The 23,261-nt window shown below is 71.8% G+C and carries 19 protein-coding genes; 12 read left to right on the plus strand and 7 right to left on the minus strand.

All coding sequences use genetic code 11. The features are described 5' to 3' along the window. Positions 1 to 38: 38 nt before the first annotated feature. The 8 genes from dapE (at position 39) to ABZU25_RS19215 (ending at position 12,635) form a co-directional block, all read left to right on the plus strand. Positions 39 to 1,112 (plus strand): succinyl-diaminopimelate desuccinylase, encoded by a 1,074-nt coding sequence (gene dapE / locus ABZU25_RS19180; RefSeq protein ID WP_355030693.1) that lies wholly within the window; start codon positions 39 to 41, stop codon positions 1,110 to 1,112. A gap of 373 nt (positions 1,113 to 1,485) precedes the next feature. Further along, positions 1,486 to 2,349, plus strand: coding sequence for a TIGR00730 family Rossman fold protein (locus tag ABZU25_RS19185; RefSeq protein WP_355030694.1), 864 nt, complete (start codon positions 1,486 to 1,488; stop codon positions 2,347 to 2,349). Further along, positions 2,349 to 2,894: a TIGR00730 family Rossman fold protein gene (locus ABZU25_RS19190; RefSeq protein ID WP_355030695.1), complete on the plus strand. Its 546-nt coding sequence runs from the start codon at positions 2,349 to 2,351 to the stop codon at positions 2,892 to 2,894. Before ABZU25_RS19185 ends, ABZU25_RS19190 begins: the two co-directional genes overlap by 1 nt. Positions 2,895 to 3,022: 128 nt before the next feature. After that, positions 3,023 to 6,784 (plus strand): ATP-dependent DNA helicase, encoded by a 3,762-nt coding sequence (locus tag ABZU25_RS19195; RefSeq protein WP_355030696.1) that lies wholly within the window; start codon positions 3,023 to 3,025, stop codon positions 6,782 to 6,784. Between the two features lie 27 nt (positions 6,785 to 6,811). Beyond that, positions 6,812 to 10,216 (plus strand): UvrD-helicase domain-containing protein, encoded by a 3,405-nt coding sequence (locus ABZU25_RS19200; protein WP_355030697.1) that lies wholly within the window; start codon positions 6,812 to 6,814, stop codon positions 10,214 to 10,216. Positions 10,217 to 10,443: 227 nt separating this feature from the next. Continuing rightward, positions 10,444 to 10,647, plus strand: coding sequence for a cold-shock protein (locus ABZU25_RS19205; protein ID WP_101369720.1), 204 nt, complete (start codon positions 10,444 to 10,446; stop codon positions 10,645 to 10,647). A 223-nt stretch (positions 10,648 to 10,870) separates the two neighbouring features. Beyond that, on the plus strand, positions 10,871 to 12,184 hold the full coding sequence (locus tag ABZU25_RS19210) for a DEAD/DEAH box helicase (RefSeq protein WP_355030698.1): 1,314 nt from the start codon (positions 10,871 to 10,873) through the stop codon (positions 12,182 to 12,184). 250 nt (positions 12,185 to 12,434) lie between these two features. After that, complete coding sequence (locus ABZU25_RS19215) at positions 12,435 to 12,635, plus strand: hypothetical protein (RefSeq protein ID WP_355030699.1); 201 nt, start codon at positions 12,435 to 12,437, stop codon at positions 12,633 to 12,635. Between the two features lie 107 nt (positions 12,636 to 12,742). On the opposite strand, the gene ABZU25_RS19220 is transcribed toward ABZU25_RS19215, so the two are convergent. The 6 genes from ABZU25_RS19220 to ABZU25_RS19245 all read right to left on the minus strand — a co-directional run bounded on the left by ABZU25_RS19220 (position 12,743) and on the right by ABZU25_RS19245 (position 17,282). Continuing rightward, the gene (locus tag ABZU25_RS19220; protein ID WP_355030700.1) at positions 12,743 to 13,174 is read right to left on the minus strand and encodes an Rrf2 family transcriptional regulator; all 432 of its coding nucleotides are present in this window, start codon (positions 13,172 to 13,174) and stop codon (positions 12,743 to 12,745) included. A gap of 3 nt (positions 13,175 to 13,177) precedes the next feature. Then, entirely contained in the window at positions 13,178 to 14,062 is an 885-nt protein-coding gene (locus ABZU25_RS19225; RefSeq protein WP_355030701.1) for an ABC transporter permease, read from the minus strand. Further along, the gene (locus ABZU25_RS19230) at positions 14,052 to 14,831 is read right to left on the minus strand and encodes an ABC transporter ATP-binding protein (protein ID WP_355030702.1); all 780 of its coding nucleotides are present in this window, start codon (positions 14,829 to 14,831) and stop codon (positions 14,052 to 14,054) included. Before ABZU25_RS19230 ends, ABZU25_RS19225 begins: the two co-directional genes overlap by 11 nt. Continuing rightward, a complete protein-coding gene (locus tag ABZU25_RS19235) occupies positions 14,828 to 15,886 on the minus strand; it encodes an ABC transporter substrate-binding protein (protein WP_355030703.1) in 1,059 nt (352 codons plus the stop codon). The genes ABZU25_RS19230 and ABZU25_RS19235 overlap by 4 nt, the downstream gene beginning before the upstream one ends. Positions 15,887 to 16,249: 363 nt before the next feature. Beyond that, positions 16,250 to 16,822 carry a hypothetical protein gene (locus ABZU25_RS19240; RefSeq protein ID WP_355030704.1) on the minus strand — a complete coding sequence of 191 codons (573 nt, stop codon included), beginning with the start codon at positions 16,820 to 16,822 and terminating at the stop codon, positions 16,250 to 16,252. 67 nt (positions 16,823 to 16,889) lie between these two features. Continuing rightward, positions 16,890 to 17,282 (minus strand): hypothetical protein, encoded by a 393-nt coding sequence (locus ABZU25_RS19245; RefSeq protein WP_355030705.1) that lies wholly within the window; start codon positions 17,280 to 17,282, stop codon positions 16,890 to 16,892. A gap of 533 nt (positions 17,283 to 17,815) precedes the next feature. On the opposite strand from ABZU25_RS19245, the gene ABZU25_RS19250 reads away from it, so the two are divergent. The 4 genes from ABZU25_RS19250 to nudC are packed head-to-tail and all read left to right on the plus strand — an operon-like array spanning position 17,816 to position 22,598. Then, the gene (locus tag ABZU25_RS19250) at positions 17,816 to 18,931 is read left to right on the plus strand and encodes an LLM class flavin-dependent oxidoreductase (protein WP_355030706.1); all 1,116 of its coding nucleotides are present in this window, start codon (positions 17,816 to 17,818) and stop codon (positions 18,929 to 18,931) included. Positions 18,932 to 18,941: 10 nt separating this feature from the next. Continuing rightward, the gene (locus ABZU25_RS19255) at positions 18,942 to 20,252 is read left to right on the plus strand and encodes a pitrilysin family protein (RefSeq protein ID WP_355030707.1); all 1,311 of its coding nucleotides are present in this window, start codon (positions 18,942 to 18,944) and stop codon (positions 20,250 to 20,252) included. Continuing rightward, on the plus strand, positions 20,249 to 21,592 hold the full coding sequence (locus tag ABZU25_RS19260; protein WP_355030708.1) for a pitrilysin family protein: 1,344 nt from the start codon (positions 20,249 to 20,251) through the stop codon (positions 21,590 to 21,592). Before ABZU25_RS19255 ends, ABZU25_RS19260 begins: the two co-directional genes overlap by 4 nt. Positions 21,593 to 21,638: 46 nt before the next feature. Then, positions 21,639 to 22,598, plus strand: a complete 960-nt coding sequence (gene nudC, locus ABZU25_RS19265) for an NAD(+) diphosphatase (protein ID WP_355030709.1) — start codon at positions 21,639 to 21,641, stop codon at positions 22,596 to 22,598. A 127-nt stretch (positions 22,599 to 22,725) separates the two neighbouring features. On the opposite strand, the gene ABZU25_RS19270 is transcribed toward nudC, so the two are convergent. Continuing rightward, positions 22,726 to 23,001 (minus strand): hypothetical protein, encoded by a 276-nt coding sequence (locus tag ABZU25_RS19270; RefSeq protein WP_355030710.1) that lies wholly within the window; start codon positions 22,999 to 23,001, stop codon positions 22,726 to 22,728. Positions 23,002 to 23,261: the final 260 nt, after the last annotated feature.

Genomic DNA, 23,261 nt, shown 5'->3' on the forward strand with positions numbered 1-23,261 from the left:
CTCCTCGCGCTGACAGACCTGAAGGTACCGTGCGAACCATGGAGAACCCGCTGACCCCCGAGGTCCTCGCAGATCCGGTGCAGCTGACCCGCGCTCTGGTCGACATAGAGTCCGTGTCCCTCAACGAGAAGGCGATCGCCGACTGTGTCGAAGAGGTGCTGCGGGGCGTACCGCACCTGACCACCCACCGGCACGGCAACACGGTGATGGCGCGTACCGACCTTGGTCGGGCGCAGCGCGTCGTGTTGGCCGGGCACCTCGACACGGTGCCGTTGAACAACAACTTCCCGTCGACAATGCGCGGCGACCTGATGTACGGCTGCGGCACCTCGGACATGAAGTCCGGCACCGCGTACGCGCTGCACCTGGCGGTGACGCTGCCCGAACCGCGCTACGACGTCACGTACTTCTTCTACGAGGCGGAGGAGATCGAGTCGCGGTACAACGGGCTCAACCTGGTGGCCCAGGCGTACCCGGAGTGGCTGGAGGCGGACTTCGCGGTGCTGCTGGAGCCGACGTACGGCATCGTCGAGGCGGGCTGCCAGGGCACCATGCGCTCGGTGGTCACCACGACCGGGGTACGCGCCCACTCGGCGCGCTCCTGGCACGGGGTGAACGCCATCCACGCCGCAGGTGAGGTGCTGCGGCGGCTCCAGACGTACGAGGCGCGCCGGGTCACCATCGACGGCTGCGACTACCGCGAGGGCATGAACGCGGTGCGGATCAACGGCGGTGTCGCCGGCAATGTGGTCCCCGACCACTGTGAGATCGAGGTCAACTACCGGTTCGCCCCGGACCGGACCCCGGCCGAGGCGGAGGCGCACCTGCGGGAGGTGTTCGCCGGCTTCGAGGTGGTGGTGACCGACACCGCGGCGGGCGCTGCCCCCGGGCTGGAGGCGGCCCCGGCGAAGGAGTTCCTGGCGGCGGTGGGCGCGGCGCCGATCGGCAAGCTGGGCTGGACGGACGTGGCCCGGTTCGCGGCCATGGGCATCCCCGCCCTGAACTTCGGCCCGGGTGACCCCAACCTGGCCCACCACCCCGACGAGCACGTCGAGATCAGCAAGATCCGCGATGGCGCGGCCACCCTGCACCGCTGGCTGGCCCCGGCCTGACCGGTCCAGCCGGTGATCAAGAGGTTTGCGTCAGCCGGGCCCGTTGTCGGCGACGCAAACCTCTTGATCAGCTCCTGCGGGGGCGGGGGCGGGGGCGGGGGCAGTGGGGGAGACGAGGGGTGGGTCTTGCAGTCGGGTGCGGCGGCGTTCGGCCACCACGTCTCGGATCCGTCGCTGCATCTGGCGACGGATCCGGATCATCTCGCTGTTACTGATCACGCTGTCTCCTCCCCCGAAGGCGCGCGCCGGGGCATACCCGGTATGTGAATAGTAAGACGTACGGGGGGACGGATTCGTTGCCCATGATCCCGAACTATTTCTCGGCGTCCGCGCCCCGCGCACCTGCGAGGTGTCGCTCCACTACGGTTGCCCCATGAGCCAGAGCAACGGGCGGGAGGCCGGTCGCGGTCCGGGACAGGAGCGGCACCGCGGTGCGGTCACGCTGCGCAGAGGGTCGATCCCGAGCAGCACCGCCGACCAGCGGTTGCTGGATTCACGTGGGCGGAGCGACTGGAAGACCAAGGACGCCTGGCGCGCGCTGCGCATCCTCTCCGAATTCGTCGAAGGTTTCGACACCCTCGCCGACCTGCCGCCCGCGGTCAGCGTCTTCGGCTCCGCCCGCAGCGGACCGGACAGCGCCGAGTGCCGGCTGGCCGAGCAACTGGGCGGCGCGCTGGCCCGAGCCGGCTACGCGGTGATCACCGGAGGTGGGCCGGGGGTGATGGAGGCCGCCAACCGCGGCGCCAGCGAGGCCGGCGGGCTCTCCGTCGGGCTCGGCATCGAGCTGCCGTTCGAGCAGGGCCTCAACGAGTGGGTCGACCTGGCGATCGACTTCCGCTACTTCTTCGCCCGCAAGACGATGTTCGTCAAGTACGCCCAGGCGTTCGTCGTCCTGCCCGGTGGGTTCGGCACCATGGACGAGCTGTTCGAGGCGCTCACCCTGGTGCAGACCGGCAAGGTCACCCGCTTCCCGGTGGTGCTCATGGGGCTCTCCTACTGGCAGGGCCTGCTCGACTGGCTGCGCGACACGATGGCCGCCAACGGCAAGATCGGGCCGGTCGACCTGGACCTGATCTGCCTCACCGACGACGTCAACGCCGCGGTGCGGCACATCGTCGAGGCGGAGGCCGCGCTCTCCGTGGAGCAGGACGCGGTCCGCGACGAGGCCGTCGCACGTACCGGCGCGGACCAGCAGGCCGCCGCCGCGCAGGCCGCCGACCAGCCGCGGGACAAGTGATGGCCGCTATCTGTGTCTTCTGCGCCTCCTCCCGCACGCTGGACCAGCGCTGGTTGGACCTGGCCACCGAGACCGGTGCGGAGCTGGCCCGGCGCGGTCACACGCTGGTCAGCGGCGGTGGCTGCGTCGGCATGATGGGCGCGGTGGCGGACGGCGCCCGATCCGCTGGCGGGCGCACCCTGGGGGTGATCCCGCAGTCGCTCGTCGATCTGGAGGTCGCCGACCTGGCCTCGGACGAGCTGCTGGTGACCGACTCGATGGCCAGCCGCAAGACCCTGATGATCGACAAGTCGGACGCGTTCCTCACCCTGCCCGGCGGGCTGGGCACCCTTGACGAGTTGTTCGAGGTCTGGACGACAGCGACCCTTGCCCTACACGCCAAGCCGATGGTGCTGATCGACACCGACGGGTTCTACCGCCCCCTGCTGGACTGGCTGAACGGGCTGGCCGACAAACGTTTCCTCAAGACCGCCGGCCGCGAGCTCCTGACGGTGACCAGCACGGTCCCCGAAGCCCTGGACGCCCTGGAGTCCCACCTGACCTGACCCCGCCCGAATCGCGTTGCTGACGCGGTCGCGGCGTCGCTGTCGGCGTGTCGCGCCGCCAACGTCATGATCGACGCGGGTGGATGGGGGGTTGGGTGGGTGTCGTACTGGTCTGATGGGATGAGCTGATGCAGGCGTACCGGTTGGTGCGGCGGTCCGGAGGGCCGGCGCGGGGGGATGCGGCAGCGCCGGCCGACGCTTCCGTGCCCGCCGGCGCCGGCCCGTCCACGGGCGGTGTCGGCGCGTCGGTTGGGCCCGATCGCGCCGCCGGGCCGACGCTGACGGTCGACGGCAGCGGTTGGCGGGCCGATCCGGTGCAGGCCGAGGTGGTCGGGCACACCGCCGGGCCGATGCTCGTGCTCGGCGGCCCAGGCACCGGCAAGACCAGCACGCTGGTCGAGGCGGTCGCCGCGCGGGCGAGCGAGGGGGTCGACCCCGAACGGATCCTGGTGCTGACCTTCGGCCGTCGCGGGGCCACCGCCCTGCGTCAACGCATCGAGGCCCGGATCGCGCAGGACGGCCACCGGGTGCTGCGCGAGCCGCTGGTGCGCACCTTCCCGGCGTACGCCTTCGGGTTGCTGCGCCGAGCCGCCGCCGAACGAGGCGAGCCGTCGCCCCGGCTGCTGACCGGCCCCGAGCAGGATCTGATCATCCGCGAGCTGCTCGACGTGGTCGGCGAGGAGCCCGAGGACGACCCGGTCGGTTGGCCGGACGACCTGCGCCCGGCCCTGCGGACCCGGGCCTTCGCCGGTCAGCTGCGCGACCTGCTCATGCGCGCTGCCGAGCGCGGCGTGGGCCCGATCGACCTGGCCCGGCTGGGTGAGAGGCTCGGCCGCGCCGACTGGCCGGCCGCCGCCCGCTTCCTGCGGGAGTACGTCGCAGTGCTCGCGCTGCGCGACGTCAGCAACCGGGGCTCCATCGCGTACGACCCGGCGGAGCTGGTCCGGGCGGCCACCGGGCTGCTGCGCGACGACGAGGAGTTGCTGGCCGCCGAACGCCGTCGGCTCGCCCACGTCTACCTCGACGAGTTGGCCGACACCGACCCGGCCCAGCTGGAACTGCTCTCGGTGATCGCGGGCGGAGGCAAGTCGCTCGTCGCGTTCGCCGACCCGGATTCCTCCACGTACGCCTTCCGCGGCGCCGACCCGGCCGGGGTGACCACGTTCGCGCACCGCTTCCGGACCGCCTCCGGCGCGCCCGCCGCGCAGGTGCTGCTGACCATGTCGTACCGGGCCGGGCCGGGTCTGCTCGCCCCGATGGCCCGGCTGGGCCGCCGGCTGCGTGGCCCGGCCGCGCACCGCCGACTACGCCCACTGCCGGACGCGCCACCCGGGACGGTCGAGGTGCACACGTTCCGCTCGGCGACCAGCGAGGCGGCCTGGCTGGCCCACGCGCTGCGCTCGGCCCACCTGCTCGACGGCGTGCCCTGGTCGCGGATGGCGGTGCTGGTGCGGTCCACCGCCTTGCAGCTGCCCACTCTGCGACGGGCGCTGCACGCCGCCGGGGTGCCCACCGTGGTGCACGGCGAGGATCTGCCCCTGCATCTGCAACCGGCGGTCGCGCCGCTGCTGCTCCTGCTGCGCTGCGCGCTGGAGCCGGACCGGCTGGACGAGGAGGCGGCGGTCGCGCTGCTGCACTCGCCGCTGGGCGGGGCCGACCCGCTGGCCGAGCGGCGGCTGCGGCAGGGCCTGCGTGCCCTCGCGCTGGCCGGCGGTGACCGGCGTCCGTCCGGGGAGCTGATCGTCGAGGCGTTGGGCGATCCGGCCGAGCTGGCCGGCATCGACCGGCGCTGGGCGGAGCCGGCGCAGGCGGTGGCTGGGCTGCTGGCCACGGCACGCGACGCCGCCGCCGTGCCGGGCTCGACCGCCGAGGACGTGCTCTGGGCCGTGTGGAGTGCCAGCGGTCTCGCCGAGCGCTGGGCGGGTGCGATCAACCAGGGGCGGCCGGCGCCCGGCGAGGGGGACCTGGCCCGGCGGCGGCGGGCCGAGGCGGCCGACCGTGACCTCGACGCCGTGCTGGTGCTCTTCGACGCGGCGGCCCGGTTCACCGACCGGCTGCCCGGCGCCCGCTCCGAGGTCTTCCTCGACCACGTGCTCGCCCAGGATCTGCCGGCCGACACCATCGCCCCGACCGCCGATCGGGGCGCGGCGGTGCGCCTGCTCACCGCGCATGCCGCGAAGGGCCTGGAATGGGACCTGGTCGCGGTGGCCGGCGTGCAGGAGGGCATCTGGCCGGACCTCCGACTGCGCGGCAGCCTGCTCGGCTCCGAACGGCTTGTCGACGTGCTGGCCGGCCGGTCTGTCGACGGTGCCACCGCGGCGAACGTGGTGGGCCAGACCTCGGCGTTGCTAGACGAGGAGCGCCGGCTCTTCCACGTCGCCATCAGTCGGGCCCGGCACCGGCTGCTGGTCAGCGCCGTGGCCTCGGCCGCCGTCGGCGGTGACGACCACCAGGAGCAGCCGAGCCGGTTCCTGCACGAGCTGGGCCCGACCGCGCCGCCCACCCCTCCGAATGCCGGGCCGGTCAAGCCGCCCACGCCACCGGGCCCGCCCACGCCACCGGGCCCGCGCACCGGCCCGCAGGCCGAGGACCCAGCCTCCAACCCAGCGGAGGCCACGTCCGCGGCCGATGGCGCGACAAACGGCGGGACCGGCGGCGGGACGGGCGACACGACGACCGGCGCGACCGGCGACATGACGACCGGCGCGACCGGCGGCGTGACGAACGGCGGGACCGGCGACATGAAGACCGGCACGACCGACGGCGGGACGGGCGGCGGGACCGGCGGCGTGACGAACGGCGGGACCGGCGGCGTGACGACCGGCGGCGCGACCGGCGATGACGGCGAGCCGGACCGTCCCGGGGCACTGCCGGTGACCCGTCCACCTCGGGCGCTCACCCTGCCGGCGCTGGTGGCCGAACTGCGTACCGCGATCACCGACCCGGCCGCCCCGGCGAGCCGGCGGCGCGCGGCGGCGGCCGAGCTGGCCCGGCTCGCCGCCGCCGGGGTTCCCGGTGCGCACCCGGACGACTGGTGGGGGTTGCGCGCGCTCTCCGACGACCGACCGCTCGTCGACGAAGGGGAGCCGGTACGGGTCACCCCGTCGGCCATGGAGAGCGCCCTGCGATGCAGCCTGCGGTGGCTGCTGGAACGGCACGGCGGCAGTGGCCCGACCAGCACCGCGCAGGGGGTGGGCAACCTGGTGCACGCCGCCGCGATGCTCGCCGAGGACGCCAGCGCCGACCGGGGTGCGCTGCTCGACTACGTGGCCGCCCGGTTCGACGCCATCGAGCTGGCGGCTCGATGGATGGCCGGGCCGGAGCGGGAACGCGCCGAGGCGATGGTCGACAAGCTGTTGCGCTGGCTGGCCACCAATCCGCGTCGGTTGCTCGCCATCGAGCACGAGTTCGCGGTCCGCCTGGACGACCCGAATCGGCCCGTCGACCTGGCCGGCCGGGTCGACCGGCTGGAGGTCGACGAGTCCGGGCGGCTCGTGGTGATCGACCTGAAGACCGGCAAGTCCACCGCCGTCACCGGCAGCGACCTGGCCGAGCATCCGCAGCTCGGCGCGTACCAGGCGGCGGTGGAGGCGGGCGCGTTCGCCGAGTTCGGTGACGAGTCCGGCGGCGCGGCGCTCGTGCAACTCGGCACCTCCGCCAAGGATGCCCGGGAACAGAACCAGCCGGCGGCCGGCGAGGGACCGGCGGCCGGTTGGGCGACCGCGCTGGTTCGGAGGACCGCCGATACGATGGCAGCCGCCACGTTCGCCGCGGTGGCCAACTCGAAGTGCCGGGTCTGCCCGGTCCGCACCAGCTGCCCGGTGTCCGGGCAGGGGCGTCAGGTCGTCGAGCCGCCGACCGTTCGACGCAACAGTGAGGGCGAGGAGTGAGCGGGTGTCGCATCCTGAGACAGCACCGTGAGCCAGCCCACCCTGTTCGGCGCGGGCCCCACGCCGGCGCCCCGGCTGGCGGACTCCGGCCCCCGGTACACGCCGGTGGAGCTGGCCAAGCTGCTGCGGTTGCCGGCGCCCACCCGGGAGCAGGCCGCGATCATCGCCGCTCCGGTGGAACCGCTGCTGGTGGTCGCGGGAGCCGGGTCGGGCAAGACCGAGACGATGGCCGCGCGGGTGGTCTGGCTGGTGGCCAACTCGTACGTGCGCCCGGAGCAGATCCTCGGGCTGACCTTCACCCGTAAGGCAGCCGGCGAACTGGCCCACCGGATCCGCGCCCGGCTCGACCAACTGATCCGCCGACTCGGCCGGCAGGGCCGCGACCCGCTGGACGACCCGCTCGCCGGTGAGCCCACCGTCTCCACCTACCACTCGTACGCGGGGCGGATCGTCACCGAGCACGGGCTGCGGTCCGGCTACGAGCCGTCGACCCGGCTGCTCACCGAGGCGTCCCGCTGGCAGCTGGTCGACCTGCTGGTGCGCAACTACGACGGCGACATGTCCGAGGTGGACCGGATGCCGAGCACCATCACCGACGCGGTGCTGGCGCTGGCCGGGGAGTTGGACGAGCACCTGGTCGCGCCGGACCAACTGGCGGCCTGGACCGGTCGGTTCTTCGCCGAGGTGCAGTCCCGGCCGGGCCGGGTGTATGCCGATGTACGCAAGGCGCTCACCCTGCAACAGACCCGGCTGCGCCTGCTGCCGCTGGTGCGGGCGTACGCCCGGCGCAAGGAGAACTTCGAGGCGATGGACTTCGCCGACCAGCTCGCGCGGGCGGCCCGGGTCGCCCGGGACCACCCGGGGGTCGGCGAGATCGAGCGGGGCCGCTTCCGGGCGGTGCTGCTCGACGAGTACCAGGACACCAGCCACGCCCAGGTGGTGCTGCTCAACGCCCTGTTCGGTGGCGGGCACCCGGTGACCGCGGTGGGCGACCCCTGCCAGTCCATCTACGGCTGGCGGGGGGCCAGCGCCGGCACACTGGACCGGTTCCCCACCGAGTTCGCCCGCGCCGACGGTCAGCCCGCCCCGGCGCTCGGGCTCACCACGAGCTGGCGTAACCGCCCGGAGATCCTGCGGGTGGCGAACGCCTTGTCGGCTCCGCTGCGGGCGGCGGGTGCCCGGGTGCCGGAGCTGCGCTCCGCGCTGACCGTCCGCGACCCGATCCCGCACCGCAGCCCCGGCGGTGCGGCCGGCGGCACTGTGCACTGCGCGTTGCTGCCCACGTACGCCGACGAGGCGGACTGGCTCGCCGACAGCGTGCTGGCCGCCTGGCGTGGGGCGGCCCGGATGCCGGGCGTCGCCCCCGAACACATCCCGGTGGCGCAGCGCCCGACCACTGCCGTGCTGGTCCGGGTCCGCAGTCAGATCCCGGCGATCGAGTCGGCCCTGCGTGAGCGTGGCCTCCCGGTCGAGGTGGTGGGGCTCGGCGGCCTGCTGGACACCCCCGAGGTACGCGACGTCGTCTGCACGCTGCGGGTGCTCGCCGACCCGACCGACGGGGCCGCGCTGCTGCGGTTGCTCACCGGCGCCCGCTGGCGGATCGGGCCGCGTGACCTGGTGGCGTTGCACAGGCGGGCCCGAGCCATCGCCAACGCCCGCCGCCAGGTGGCCGCCGACGACGCCGCGGAGATCAGCCCCGATCTGCTGGACGAGGCGACCCTGGTGGAGGCGCTGGCCGATCTCGGCCCGGCGCAGGCGTACTCGGCGGAGGGCTTCGCGCGGCTGCGCGCGTACGGCATGGAGTTGGCGCTGTTGCGGTACCGGCTGGACCAGGCGCTGCCGGATCTGATCGCGGACATCGAGCGGACCATCGGCCTGGACGTGGAGGTCGCGGTGCGTGCCGGTCGGGACGGTGCCGGCGACGCCGGCCTGGCCCGGGGTCACCTGGACGCCCTGGGTGATGTGGCGGCCCGCTTCAGCGGGGAGACGCCGGGCGCGACACTGTCCGGGTTTCTGTCCTATCTGGCCGCTGCCGAGGACGAGGAGCGGGGTCTGGCGCCGGGCGAGGTCGAGGTGGTGGAGGGCGCGGTGCAGGTGGTCACCGCGCACGCCGCCAAGGGCCTGGAGTGGGACGTGGTGGCGGTGGCCGGCCTGTGCCGTGGGTCGTGGCCGGGGCCGGTGCGTAACTCCGATCACTGGTTGGGCGGGCTGGGGGTGCTGCCGTTCCCGCTGCGGGGCGACGCCGACGGGTTGCCTGAGCTGGCGCTCGACGAGGCGGCCGACCAGCGGGCGGTGGCCCGGGCCGTGAACGACTTCACCGACGACTGGCGGGCGCACGACGAGCGGGAGGAACGTCGCCTGACGTACGTGGCGGTCACCCGGCCGCGCCGGCTGCTGCTGTGCTCCGGCTACTGGTGGGGGGAGGGCACGAAGCGACCGCGAGGTCCGTCGGTCTTCCTGCGCGAGATGTACGACGCCTGCCTCGACGGTGGGCCGGGGCACGTGATCGACGCCTGGGCGCCGGAGCCGACCCCGGATGCCACGAATCCCACCGCCGAGGTGGTGCTCCGGGCGGAGTGGCCGGCCGACCCGCTGGGTGGCCGCCGACCGGAGTTGGCCGAGGCGGCCGGGTTGGTGCGCCGCCTGATGACCGACGGGCCGGCTTCGGTGGCTGTCGGGCCGGTGGGGCCGGTGGTCGCCGGGCCGCTGGTGTCGGTCGAGCCGGAGGTGGACCCGGAGGTGGCGCGCTGGCAGCGCGAGGCGGATCTGCTGCTGGCCGAACGGGCCGAGCTGACCAGGCTCTCCGGTGCGGTCGAGGTGGCCCTGCCCGGGCAGTTGAGCGTCACCCAGCTGGTGGCGTTGCGGCGTGACCCGGCCGGGCTGGCCCGTACGCTGCGCCGTCCCGTGCCGGCCGAGCCCAACCCGTACGCCCGCCGAGGCACCGCCTTTCATGCCTGGTTGGAGCAGCGCTTCGGCGCCGACCGCCTGCTGGACCTGGACGAGCTGCCCGGTGCGGCCGACGCGGATGCCGCGCCCGACGAGGCGCTGGTCGAGTTGCAGGAGCGGTTCCTGGCCAGCGAGTGGGCCGACCGGTCGCCGGTGGAGGTGGAGGTGCCGTTCGCCACGGTGATCGCCGGAGTGGTGGTGCGGGGGCGGATGGACGCGGTCTTCGCCCGGCCGGGTGGGCGGTTCGACGTGGTCGACTGGAAGACCGGTGCGCAGCCGACCGGGCCGGCGGCGGAGGTGGCCGCCGTGCAGTTGGCCGTGTACCGGTTGGCCTGGGCGGAGTTGGCTGGCGTGCCGGTCGACCGGGTGGGCGCGGCGTTCCACTACGTCCGGCACGGCGTGACGGTTCGGCCCGCGGACCTGCTGGATGTGACGGGGCTCACGGCCATGATCGCCCAGTTGCCCGAAGATTCCGCCCAAGATTGACCGCTCGCGGGAAAACCATGATACGTTGGCCGGGTTGCAGTTTTGGTTACCAGAGACTCTGTGTGCGCCTGGCGGGAATTGTGGCCCCAGGCGCTCTTTGTTGTGTCCGGAGTTCTCCGGGCGGGGCGACCAGAAGCGACAGGCGATTCGCGCATCCCCGCGCGGAGCGCTCCTCTTCGGGCACGCAACAAGTGCGAGTCCGACGTTCCGTCAAGGAGACGAAACACATGGCTATTGGCACCGTGAAGTGGTTCAACGCTGACAAGGGCTTCGGCTTCATCACCCCGGACGGCGGCGGCGCTGACGTCTTCGCCCACTTCTCGGCGATCCAGTCCTCCGGCTACCGGAGCCTGGACGAGAACCAGCGGGTCGAGTTCGAGGTGACCCAGGGCCAGAAGGGCCCGCAGGCGGAGAACATCCGCCCGATCTGATCTTCGGATTGGTCTGCATTACCTGTCGCGCCCTCCGGGTGTGACGGTGACGGGACCGGCCCGCCTCGCTGCCGCCTGCACACGCAGGCGGCGGCCCGGCGGCGGGCCGGCCCGTACTCCAATCGGTTCGTGCTTGTGAGTCCTGGCTGCCTTGCGCCGCCGGTTGACAGCGCCGACTTCGGCGCCCTCCCTCGACACGTTCCGCGTCGAGAAAGGCTCTCGCATGACCACAGTTATTCCTTCGTTCGCTCATACCGGTCTGGCGCCGGCGCTGCTCACCGCGCTGATCGCGCAGGGCATCACCGAGCCGTTCCCGATCCAGACGGCGACGCTGCCCGACTCGCTCGCCGGCCGGGACGTGTTGGGCCGGGGTCGTACCGGCTCCGGCAAGACGCTTGCCTTCGGGCTCCCGCTGCTGTCCCGCACCGCCGGCCGTAAGGCCCGGCCGGGTCGCCCGCTGGCCCTGGTGCTGGTGCCGACCCGTGAGCTGGCCCAGCAGGTCACCACCGCGTTGGCCCCGTACGCCCGCGCCGTCGGGCTGCGCTGCACCACCGTCGTCGGCGGGCTGTCGTTGCAGCGGCAGGCGGACGCCCTGCGTGCCGGCGCCGAGGTGGTCGTGGCCACCCCCGGCCGGCTGCACGATCTGATCAACCGGGGCGACGCCCGGCTGGACCAGGTCGAGATCACAGTGCTGGACGAGGCCGACCAGATGGCCGACATGGGCTTCCTGCCGCAGGTCACCAAGCTGCTGGAGCAGGTTGCGCCGCAGGGGCAGCGGATGCTCTTCTCCGCCACCCTGGACGGCGGCGTGGACCGGCTGGTCCGCCGCTTCCTGAGCAACCCGGTCACCCACTCGGTCGACCCGGGCACGGCCACCGTGACCGCGATGACCCACCACGTGTTGCACGTCGACGCGCTGGACAAGCCCGACGCGCTGACCCGGATCGCCGCCCGTGAGGGCCGCACCATCCTGTTCATGGGCACCAAGCACCGCGCCGACCGGCTCGCCCGCCAGTTGCTCTCCAAGGGCGTACGCGCGGCCGCGCTGCACGGCGGCAAGTCCCAGCCGCAGCGCACCCGCATCCTGGAGCAGTTCCGCAACGGCCAGGTGACCGCTCTGGTGGCCACCGACGTGGCGGCCCGGGGCATCCACGTGGACGGCCTGGACATGGTGGTCAACGTGGACCCGCCGACCGAGGCGAAGGACTACCTGCACCGCGGCGGCCGGACCGCGCGGGCCGGCGAGTCCGGTTCCGTGGTCACCCTGGTCCTGCCGGAGCAGCGCCGGGATGTGTCGCGGTTGATGGCGGTTGCCGGCATCCGACCCGAGTCGGTGCAGGTGCGTCCGGGCGACGGGTCGTTGGCCCGGGTGACCGGTGCCCGCGAGCCGTCCGGTGTGCCGGTGACCATCGTCGCCCCGCCGGCGCCCGCTAGTCGGGTCCGTACGGCCGGCGGCTCGGCCACTGACGGTGGCGCCCGTCCGGCGCACCGTGCGTCGGGTCGGTCGCGCCGCCCGCGCCGCCCGCGTACCGTCTGATCTTCTGCGCTTCGACCGACCCGCCCCGCTTCGGCGCGGCGGGTCGGTCTGTCTACGGCGAGCGGCGCTGCGGCAGGCACCCGCGTGGAGCCGGGCCGGTGCGACCCCCCGACACCTCCTGATCGCCTTACCGCTCAGTCAATTATCAGCCTCGGCTGGGTCGGCTGGCCGATTGTGCCCTGCCGGTCCGTGGTCGAAGCTGGCCAGCGGGGGAAAGTCGGGCGGGGGGCTCGGCGCGGGAGGGGTGACCATGGCGGGCGAAGCCGGCTCGGGTGCACTGCGCGAACTGATCCTGGTGGTCGCGGTCGCGCTCGCCGGTCTGTTGCTCGCCATGGTTGCGGCCTTCGTACCCTGGCGCGCCACCCCGGCGGGTAACGCTCCCGCCAGCCTGGTGGAGCTGCGCAGCCCCGACGACCCGGGCCTCGCCCCGGTGGTCGCGCACGTGGGCTGAGCAGTGGCCGATCGACCGGTGCGGGCCAGCGGCAGGCCCGGCCAGGATCGGTACGAGGCGTGGTCGGGTCGGCGGGGCACCGACCCGACCACATCGCCTCCGCCGGTTCAGGTGGTGGGGGCGTGGTCGGTCGGGTGGTGGGTGAGCAGATTGGCCAGGGTGGTGCTGTCGACCACCGTGGCGATCGCCCCGCGCACCGCCAGCCAGACGTCGGTCAGCCCCGCGGCCACTCCGTGGTAGCCGGCGCGCTCGGCCGGCAGACCGCGCACCGTGGTGAGCGAACCGCCGACCGCGCGTAACACGTCCCCGACGGTGATCTCGTCGGCCGGGCGGGTCAGGGCGTACCCGCCGTCAGCGCCGCGATGACTGTGCAGCAGACCAGCCCGGCGCAGGTCGAGCAGGATGCCCTGGAGGAAACTGAGCGGGATGTCCTGCACTTCGGCCAGGCTGGCCGCCTTGACCAACTCGCCGCCGCCACCACCGGCGGCGACGGCGAGCATCGCCCGGAGCGCGTAGTCGCTGCGCGCGGAGACGTACACCGTTCAGTTGCCCGCCTGGTCGAGCACGCCCCAGCGACGCCGGATCGCCTTGTCCGCCGCGCCGAAGGCAGCGTCCACGACCAGGCCGACGACCAGAATCACGATCATGGTGGAGAGCAGCCAGGGCGCGTCGGACAGGTCTCGCGAGTACGTCAGCTGAGCACCGAGCGAGGTCTGTGAGATGCCGACCACGAGCAGCTCGCCGGCCATCAGGCTGCGCCAGGAGAACGCCCAGCCTTGCTTGAGTCCGGCGACGATCGCCGGCAGGGCGGCCGGCGCGATGACGTAGCGGTAGAGGTTGAGCCCACGGGCGCCCAGGTTGCGGCCGGCCCGCAGCAGCAGCGGCGGCACGTAGTCCACACCCGAGATCACCCCGTTGGCGATGGACGGTGCGGCGCCGAGCACCACCACGAAAAAGATCGCCTTCTCGCTCAGCTCGAACAGCAGGATGGCCAGCGGGAACCAGGCGATCGACGGCATGGTCTGCAACGCCGTGATCATCGAGCCGATGGCCGCGCGCAGCACCTTCGACCGGGCCACCGCCAAGCCCAGCAGCAGGCCGACCGCGACCGAGAAGACGTACCCGACGGCGGCCCGGCGTAGCGTGGTGACCAGGCCGTCCCAGAGTTGCGGACCCTGGGCCTGGCTGATCAGCTCACGGCCGACCTCCGTGGGCCCCGGCAACGAGTACGGCGGTTTCCAACCCGACCAGACCACCAACTGCCAGGCCAGGATGGCGATGGTCAGCGCCGCCAGCTTAGGCCAGGTGGCTGCCCAGATCCGAGCGCCCCGGGAGATCTCCTTGTCCCGGCCGGCGATCTCCAAGGCATCGAGGCCGGAGATCTCCGCATCGGTCCGCGCCGAGCTGGTAAGGGTGTCATTGGCCATGACGGCCCACCTCCGTACGGAGTCGCTCGGTGACATCGGCGGCGATGGCGGCGACCTCGGGGGAGTCGATCCGTCGGGGGCGCGGGATGTTCACCTCGGTGGAATAGATGATCCGGCCGGGGCGGCTCGAGAGCAGGATGATCCGGTCGGCCAGTCGAGCGGCCTCGCGGACGTTGTGCGTCACGAAGAGTACCGACAGTTGGCGTTCGGACCAGATCCGTTCCAGCTCGTCGTGCAGGATGTCCCGGGTCATCGCGTCCAGCGCGCCGAACGGCTCGTCCATGAGCAGCACCGGGGTGTCCAGGGCCAGGGTGCGGGCCAGCGCGACCCGCTGCCGCATTCCGCCGGAGAGCTCGTGCGGGCGCTTGCGGCCGAACTCGGCCAGGTGCACGGTGCGCAGCAGCTCGGCCACCCGTTCGCGGCGCTGGGCCCGGGGCAGCCGGCGCAGCTTGAGTGGCACCTCCACATTGGCGTCGACGGTCAGCCACGGAAATAGCGCCGGCTCCTGGAACATCAGGCCCGGGTTGGCGTCGCCGGCCAGGGTGATCTGCCCACCGCTGACCCGGTCCAGCCCGGCCACCAGGTTGAGCAGGGTGCTCTTGCCGCAGCCGGACGCGCCGACCAGGCAGACGAACTCACCGGGCGCGACGTCCAGCGACACGCCGTCCAGGGCCAGGACGGCGCTCGTCCCGCGTCCGTACACCTTGGTCACGCCGGAGAGCGCGACCGCGGTGGTCGCGCTCTCCGGCGTCGTCGTGGTCGACGTCATGGCTGGACGACCTCGGGCTTGCCGGCGGCCTTCAGCGCTTCGTTCAGGTACTTGAGATCGTAGAGGCCGTCCAGGCTTGTCGGCTCGGTCAGCTCGACCGCGACTGCGTGATCGAGCCCAGTCTTCAGCGAGGACGCGACCGGGTCGTTGATAAATTCGAGTGTCGGCCAAGCCTGCTTGATCAGCTTCAGGTCCAGCGGCTTGCCGGTGATCTTGCCGATCGCCTCGGAGATGGCCTGCTGTGCCTCATCGGGCTTGGTGTTGACGAACTCGTTGGCGGCCACCTGCCCCTCAACCAGCTTCTTGACCACGTCCGGGTGAGCCTTCAGGAACTTGGTGCTGACAATCAGGTTGGTGATCACGAACTTCTTGTCCGGCCAGAGGTCGCGCTCGTCGACCAGCACCTTGCCGCCGGCGTTCAGGAGTTGAGAGACGAACGGCTCGGGGACCCAGGCCCCGTCGATCGCGCCACTGCGGAAGGTTTCCAGGGTCTGGGCATTTTGCTGCGGGACGATCTTGACATCGCCGCCGCCCTCCTTCGTGGTCTTCAGGCCCTTCTCCTTGAGCCAGTAACGGATCGCGACGTCCTGGGTGTTGCCCAGCTGGGGCGTGGCGATCTTCTTGCCACGCAACTGCTCCGGCGAGGTGATGCTGGGTTTGACCACCAGCGCCACGCCGCCCGAGGCCGCGCCCGAAATCACCCGCACCGCTTCGCCCTTGGACTTGGAGAACGCGTTCACGGTCGGGTTCGGACCGATGTAGGTGGCGTCCAGGGCGCCCGAGAAGATGGCCTCGATCGCCTCGGGTCCGGCATTGAAGGTCTTGGGATCGAGGGTTACTCCGCTGCCCAGTTTCTCCTTGAAGATGCCCTTTTCTACCCCCACCACGGCCGGAGCGTGGGTGATGTTGGGAAAGTAACCCAAGCGCAGGGTGACGGGGCCCGCGCCTGCACTGCCGCTGTCGTCGCCGCATGCCCCAGCGGTGCCGAGGGTTGCGACGCCGACGGCGACAACGGCGGCTATCGAGATCAGCCGACGGGAGGTGAGCCGTCTCATGATCCATCCAATCTGAAGTATTCCTACCTGATTGGTAGGAAGGATGGAACAGGCCCATCGTCGTGTCAAGAGCGGTCCAGATAGCGAGAGGAGGCACCAGCGCAAGCCCGGGGAGGGTTTGGGTGGCGGGGCTCTCGGCCCGTTTCGCAAGGACTGGCCATCCTGCGGCAGACCCGGACGGCGGCCAGCGGTGTTGTGCTTTGTTCCCGAGGTCGGTGTTGCATTTCGGACCAAGGCGACATTGCCGGACCGCTGCCCAGGATTGGAGCGGACAGTCGAAGATCAAGTAACTTTCTTGCCCTCGGACGTCATGAGTTTACTGTCCGTTCCGGTGCTAGGGCTGGGAGGCGTAGGGCCTGTCAGTCACGAGCTGCCCGGCTCGAACACCTGGCGATGGCAGATCACAAACTCCTCGGGCCATTCATGGTTGATCCGATTAATCTCCGCGCCATCCTGGGTATTTACCCTCCCGGTTTCAGCCCCCCGCTCCTTCATGCATTCGACTACCGTGTCGAAGAGGGCCTTCTCCTTGGCCTCGAACAGGGATCTGCGCTGCGCGAGGTACTCGTCGCTAACGATTTCAAGATGCATTCGATAACATGCGTCATGAGCTTTTTCCCGCTCATCAGCATCCGATCCGTCGGGCACTGAGAAGTCGTAGTTGAGGAGAATTCCCGTGCCGTCGGGCCTTGGTTCCGAGACGATCAACCCGGCCCCTCGCGCGCACTCCACCATCTCGGTCACGGCTGTCCGATACTCGTCCTCGGTCACCTGCGAGTCCTTGAGCGCGGTCGCCTGCCCGTTGGCCCCCCGGCGAAGTGCCTCCGCATAACCGCCGCGCTCGGGCGTGTCGACAGGCCCCGCAGAGCAGGCGCTCAGGGTGATGGCCACGATGATCAGTGTGCCTGTCATCACCCGGACGGTCCTGGCGTCCATGCCGCTCCTCTCTGGTCGTTTCCGCAGGTCAGGGCGGGCCCGCACCGTCATCCTGCCGGTTCGGGGGTTACGGCGTGCTGGAGAAGCTCGTCTCGTAGCCCCACTTGACACCCTTGTGCTCACCCTTGAGGGCCCAGCCGTAGTTTTCGTTCCAGCCGGTGGCCACCGCGTTGGTCGAGCTACTGACCCAACCCGTCCAGTGCACCCCACCCGTACGGTCGCGCCACTGGACCCGAGCCTTCACCGTGTCGCACTTCGTGCTGCCCCGCTTTTCGGCCTGGATCTTGTCGGTGAACGTCGTGGCGACGGCCCAGGTGTTGATGCCGGATCCCTTCCGCTCGGTGAAGCCGAGCGCAAAGCAAGGGTCCAGTAGGACGTAACTTCCCGCTTGTGCGGGAACCGCCATCCCAGCGACCGCCAACATCGCCACCGCGAATACGGCAGTAATGCGTCCAAACATCTTTCTCAATTTGTCCCCCGTTCTCGACCTGCCGAGCAGGTGTTGGGCGCTGGCTTCGCCCAACTCTAATAAACCTACCGGTGAAGTCGAGTATTAACTCGGTCTTGAACGCTGTCAATGGCGCCCCCGCAGTGCCGGTGGCGATGTCGCATTTGCGCCTTCCATGATCTGCCACGAGGTCGGTGGAAGCTGGCGTTTCAGGCCACCAGGCGCAGGCAGGAGTTGCGGCGGGGCGAATCGCGCCTCGTTGTATAACGTTCTGGTAAACCTGAGCCCGGGCACCGTACTTCCGTCACCAAGTGGAGCCTTGTGTCACGACCACTCGGCATGTCGCGCCGTTGGCTCTGCTCCTCAGTGCTCCGGTCCGGGTCGGGATCAGGGGCCGGTCAGGGCCTGCCATCGCACGCGGCGGGCTGTCGTCGGAGCGGGCCGGCTCCACGTGATGGGATCGCGCGCCTCTTGCATGTCGATATTTCCTACCGGTTTGCTAGGGTGTCCGGCACTCGGAGATCCATCGGAGAGGCGACGACGCGATGACCTTCCACTGGTTCCTGCCCACCTCCGGTGACGGCGACCAGGTCGGTGCCGCCACCGTCACGGCGGGCGCCGCCCGGCACGACCGGGCCGCCACCGTCGCGTACCTGGCCGAGGTCGGCCGGGCCGCCGAGACGCACGGCTTCGGCGCCGTCCTCACGCCAGTGGGCGCCGGCTGCCCCGACCCGTGGATCGTCTGCGCGGCGATCGCCCAGCACACCGAGCGGCTCGGCATGCTGGTCGCGGTCCGGGCCGGTTTCGCGCTGCCCACCCTGATCGCCCAGCAGGCCGAGGCGTTCCAGGCCGTCTCCGGTGGCCGGCTGTCGCTCAACATCGTGACCGGCGGCGACCCCGTCGAACAGCGGGCGTACGGCGACTTCCTCGGGCACGACGACCGTTACGCGCGCACCGGCGAGTTCATCGAGGTGCTCCGCCGCGCCTGGGCCGGCCGGCCCTTCGACCACACCGGGACGCACTACCGGGTCGAGGGCGGCGGGCTGGCCACCCCGCTCGCCGAGCCGCCACCGGTCTACTTCGGCGGCGCGTCCCCGGCCGCCGAGACGGTGGCCGCCCGGCAGGCCGACGTCTACCTGATGTGGGGTGAGCCGCCGGCGTCGATCGCCGCCCGGGTCACCCGCATCCGGGCGCTCGCCGCCGAACACGGCCGTACCCTGCGCACCGGCCTGCGGCTGCACGTCATCGCCCGGCCCACCAGCGCCGCGGCCTGGGCGGAGGCCGACCGGCTGCTGGCCGGGATGAGCCCGGAGCGGATCACCGCCGCCCAGGCCCGATTCCGGCGGATGGACTCCGTCGGACAGGCCCGGATGGCCGCGCTCAACGCCGGCCGCACCGACGGGCTCACCGTCGCGCCGAACCTGTGGGCCGGTGTCGGCCTCGTCCGCGAGGGCGCCGGCACCGCGCTGGTCGGCAGCTACGCCGAGGTCGCGGCCCGGATCGACGAGTACGCCGCGCTCGGTGTCGACGAGTTCGTCCTCTCCGGTTGGCCACACCGGGAGGAGGCCGAGCGGGTTGGCGCCGAGGTGCTGCCCCTCGTCACCGCCCCGGTTCCGGCGGCTCCGTCGAGGTCGGCGGTGGCGCGGGTGTCGACGCGCTAGGGTCGACTCCGTGCCTGCGCGGAGATCCAGAATTCCAGCGACGAAGTATCCGGTCGAGCGGTTCACCCTCGACAACGGCCTGCGGGTGGTGCTCACCCCCGATCGCAGCGCCCCGGTGATCGGGGTGGCGGTGGTCTACGACGTCGGCATCCGCTCGGAGCCGGAGGGACGCACCGGCTTCGCCCACCTCTTCGAGCACCTGATGTTCCAGGGCTCGGAAAATCTGGAGAAGCTGGCCCACTTCCGGCACGTGCAGGGAGCGGGTGGGACGTTCAACGGCTCCACCCACCTGGACTACACCGACTACTTCGAGACGCTGCCGAGCAACGCGCTGGAACGCGCGCTGTTCCTGGAGGCGGACCGGATGCGCGGCCCCCGACTGACCGAGGAGAACCTGCGCAACCAGGTCGACGTGGTCAAGGAGGAGATCCGGGTCAACGTGCTCAACCGGCCGTACGGCGGCTTCCCCTGGTTGACCCTGCCGCCGGTCATGTTCGACACCTTCCCGAACGCGCACGACGGGTACGGCTCCTTCGACGACCTGGAGTCGGCGACCGTCGCCGATGCCGCGGACTTCTTCCGCCGGTACTACGCCAGCGGCAACGCGGTCCTCGCCGTCAGCGGCGACATCGACGTGGCGGAGGCGACCGAGCTGGTCAACAGGCACTTCGGCGACGTTCCGGCCCGACCGGCGCCGGTTCGGCCCGACTTCACCGAGCCCGACCTGACCGCCGAGCGGCGCACCTCGTACACCGATGCCCTGGCGCCGCTGCCGGCGATCGCCGGGGCCTGGCGGGTGCCCGACCCGATCACCGATTTCGCCGGCTACCTGCCCTACGTGGTGCTGGCCGAGGTGCTCACCGACGGTGACGCGTCGCGGCTCGTCGAGCGCCTGGTGCAACGGGACCGCACGGTGACCAGCCTCGGCGGATACCTCGGCTTCATGGGCGACCCCTTCGACGTCCGCGACCCCACCGCGCTGCTGTTGCAGGCGCACCTGCCGCCCGGGGGCGACGTGGACAAGGTGCTGCGCACCATCGACGAGGAACTGGACCGGCTGGCCACCGACGGGCTGACCGACGGTGAGCTGGCCCGCACCCAGGCCCGGATGGCCACCCACCTGCTGCGCGACACCGATGCGGTGCTCGGCCGGGCGCTGCGAATGGCAGTGCTGGAGCAGCAACGCGGTGAACCGGGCCTGCTCAACGAGCTGCCCCGGCTGGTCGGCGAGGTCACCGAGGAGCAGGTCCGGGCCGCCGCGGCCACCCTGCGCCCGGAGCGCCGCGCCGCGATCGAGGTCATTGCCGGAGGCGCCCGATGAGCACGACCACCGTTCCCGCCGGGCCGCGTACGCTGCCCCCGCTCGGTCCGACCCGCAAGCTCAAGGTGCCCAAGCAGGCCGAGCGCACACTGCGCAACGGTCTCACCGTGATCGCCGTACGCCGGCCCGCCGTGCCGCTTGTCGAGCTGCGGCTCTGGGTCCCGTTCGGCCGGGTCCACCTGGCCCGCGGCGCGATGCTCTCGCAGACCATGCTGTCCGGCACCGAGTCGATGACCAGTGTGCAGATCGCCGCCGAGTTGCAGAAGGTGGGCGGCGGGCTCTCCGCGGGCGTCGACCCGGACCGGCTGATGCTCTCCGGCGCCGGGCTGGTCACCGGCCTGGACCGGATGCTGGAGTTGCTGGCCGAGGTGTTGACCAGCGCGAGCTACCCCAGCGACGAGGTGGCCACCGAACGGGACCGGCTCGTCGACCGGATCCAGGTGGCGCAGAGCCAGCCGGCGCACCTGGCCCGGGAGGCGCTGCTGAAGCGAATCTACGGCCGGCACCCGTACGCGACGCAGACCCCGGAGCCCGGCCAGATCCGCGCCGTTCGACCGGCGGCGCTGCGCACCCTGCACGCGGAGCGGGTGCACCCGGCCGGCGCGCAGTTGGTGGTGGTTGGCGACGTGCAGCCGGAGAAGGCCCTGGACGCGGCCGAGCGGGCGCTCGGCGGTTGGGCCGGCGCCGGGCGCGTCGCCGAGCTGCCGGCGACTCCGCCGCTGGAACCGGGGCCGCTGCTGCTTGTCGACCGACCCGGCTCGGTGCAGTCCTCGTTGCGGATCGCGCTTCCGGCCGTTCCCCGCACCGACCCCGACCACGCTCCGCTGCAACTGGCCAACCTGATCTTCGGTGGCTACTTCTCCTCCCGTTGGGTGGAGAACATCCGCGAGGACAAGGGCTACACGTACGGCCCGCACTCGGGCATCGAGCACTCCGTGGCCGGGTCGGTGCTTGTCGCCTCCGCCGAGGTGGCCACCGAGGTCACCGGTCCGGCGTTGCTGGAGACGACGTACGAGCTGGGTCGGCTGGCGTCGCTGCCGCCGAAGCCCGAGGAGTTGGAGCAGGCCCGCCAGTACGCCCTGGGCACGCTCCAGCTCGGCATGTCCACCCAGGCCGGGTTGGCGGCGTTGACAAGCGCGTACGCGGGCAACGGGCTGCGCCTGGACTTCCTCGCCGAGTACGCCGCGAGGTTGGCGAAGACGAGCATCGACGACGTCGCGCGGGCGGCGGCCCGGTACCTGGCACCCGCTCGGGCGGCGATCGTGGTGCTCGGCGACGCCGAGCGGGTCACGCCGGGGCTGGCCGCGCTCACCACGATCCGTACCGAGCCGGTGTCGTGAACGAGCGCAGCGGGCGGGCCATCCGGCACAGCCGCGGAGCGCGGGCGTGAGCGGGGAGGCTGCGCCGCCGTTGGCCCGGTCCACACTGGATCGGGCGGCACACCGGCGGGGCGACCCGCAGTGGTTGACCGAGGCGTGGCTGCGCGCCCGGGTGCTGGTGCTCGACTCGTCCGACGAGGGTCGGACGCTGGCCCGCGCCGACGCGTCACCTCCCACGCTGGTGCTGTTCGCCGCGGCCGACGTGCCCGCCGGGTCGGTGTCGACGGCGATGTTCCTCGGTGTCGAGCCGGACGGGGTGCCGGTCTTCGCTGTCGACGCGCCGCTGCCGGAGCTACCGGGGACCCGGGCGGTCAACCTGCGCGAGGTGGGTCACCTGCTCGCCGACCGGGAGGCCGGCATCTTGACCACCGCGTTGGCGCTTGTCAACTGGCACACCCGGCACGGCTACTCGTCCAGCACCGGGGCACCGACCGCCATGGACGAGGCCGGTTGGTCCCGGGTGGACCGCAACGGTGGGCGGATCTGGCCGCGTACCGATCCGGCGATGATCGTGCTGGTGCACGACGGCGTGGACGGTCCGGACGGGCGCTGCCTGCTCGGCAACAACGCCAGCTGGGCGGGCACCCCGGGTGGCCGGCGCTACTCGTGTCTGGCCGGCTATGTCGAGCCGGGCGAGTCGGCGGAGGCCGCCGTGCTGCGCGAGGTCCGCGAGGAGGTGGGCGTCGGGATCGAGCGCATCGGGTACGTGGGCAGCCAGGCCTGGCCGTTCCCCGGCTCGCTGATGCTGGGCTTCCTGGCCACCGCGAACCCGACCGATCCGGTACGGGTCGATCCGTCCGAGATCGCGTACGCCCGGTGGTTCGCACGCCGGGAGATCGGGGCGGCGCTGGCCGGGCAGACGGTCGATGTGGGTGATGGGGCTCGGCTGATCCTGCCCCCACCCTCGTCGATCGCGCTGTTCCTCATTCACCGCTGGCTGGACGGTTGGGTGCACGCGGACCGGTGAGCACGGTCCCGGCCTGTGGCCGCCGTTGCCGCGGCGGTCACAGGCCGGGAACACGGGCCGTCGTGGTCGGCGGTGCGCGAAACGCGGCGGGGGAGCCGGTCCGACCACGACGGACGTCCGGTGGTTTTCAGGTGCTGGTGCGGCGCGGTCTGTTCCGGAAGGCGGGCCGGGGTTCGCTCAGCGGCAGGACCTTGACCCGTTGCCGGCCGGCGCGGACCGCGCCGACCGCGGCCAGGGCGCGGGCCAGCAGCAGTGCGGCGTCCCGGTCCTCGGCGTGCACGATCTGCCGTCGTGGCTCGGGCGCTGTCGTCTCGTCGCGGAGTCGGTGGCCGTCCGCCCAGGCGGCGGCGATGTCCCCGTCGGCGACGGCGCGGATGTCGGTGCGAACGATCAGGAACCGCATGAGGGTCTCCGGATGAACCGCGACGGATGAGCCAGTGTGGAAGTTCCACGTTCTCGACGGCCATGTTACGCCGCGTGAACATCCCAGCAACGCAAACTCGCCTATCGGTTCTGAGCCTCGTCCGATCATCCGATGCCTGCTCAGCGGGCTTGCACCCGCAACGGGAAGGGGCCGCCGGCAGTATGCCGACGGCCCCTTCCCGGTCACTGGGTAATTTAATAAAGAACTAGCAACTTACGACTAGAAAACCTAATTAAACC

This window comes from Micromonospora sp. NPDC005215, from assembly GCF_040607915.1.
GTDB lineage: Bacteria > Actinomycetota > Actinomycetes > Mycobacteriales > Micromonosporaceae > Micromonospora.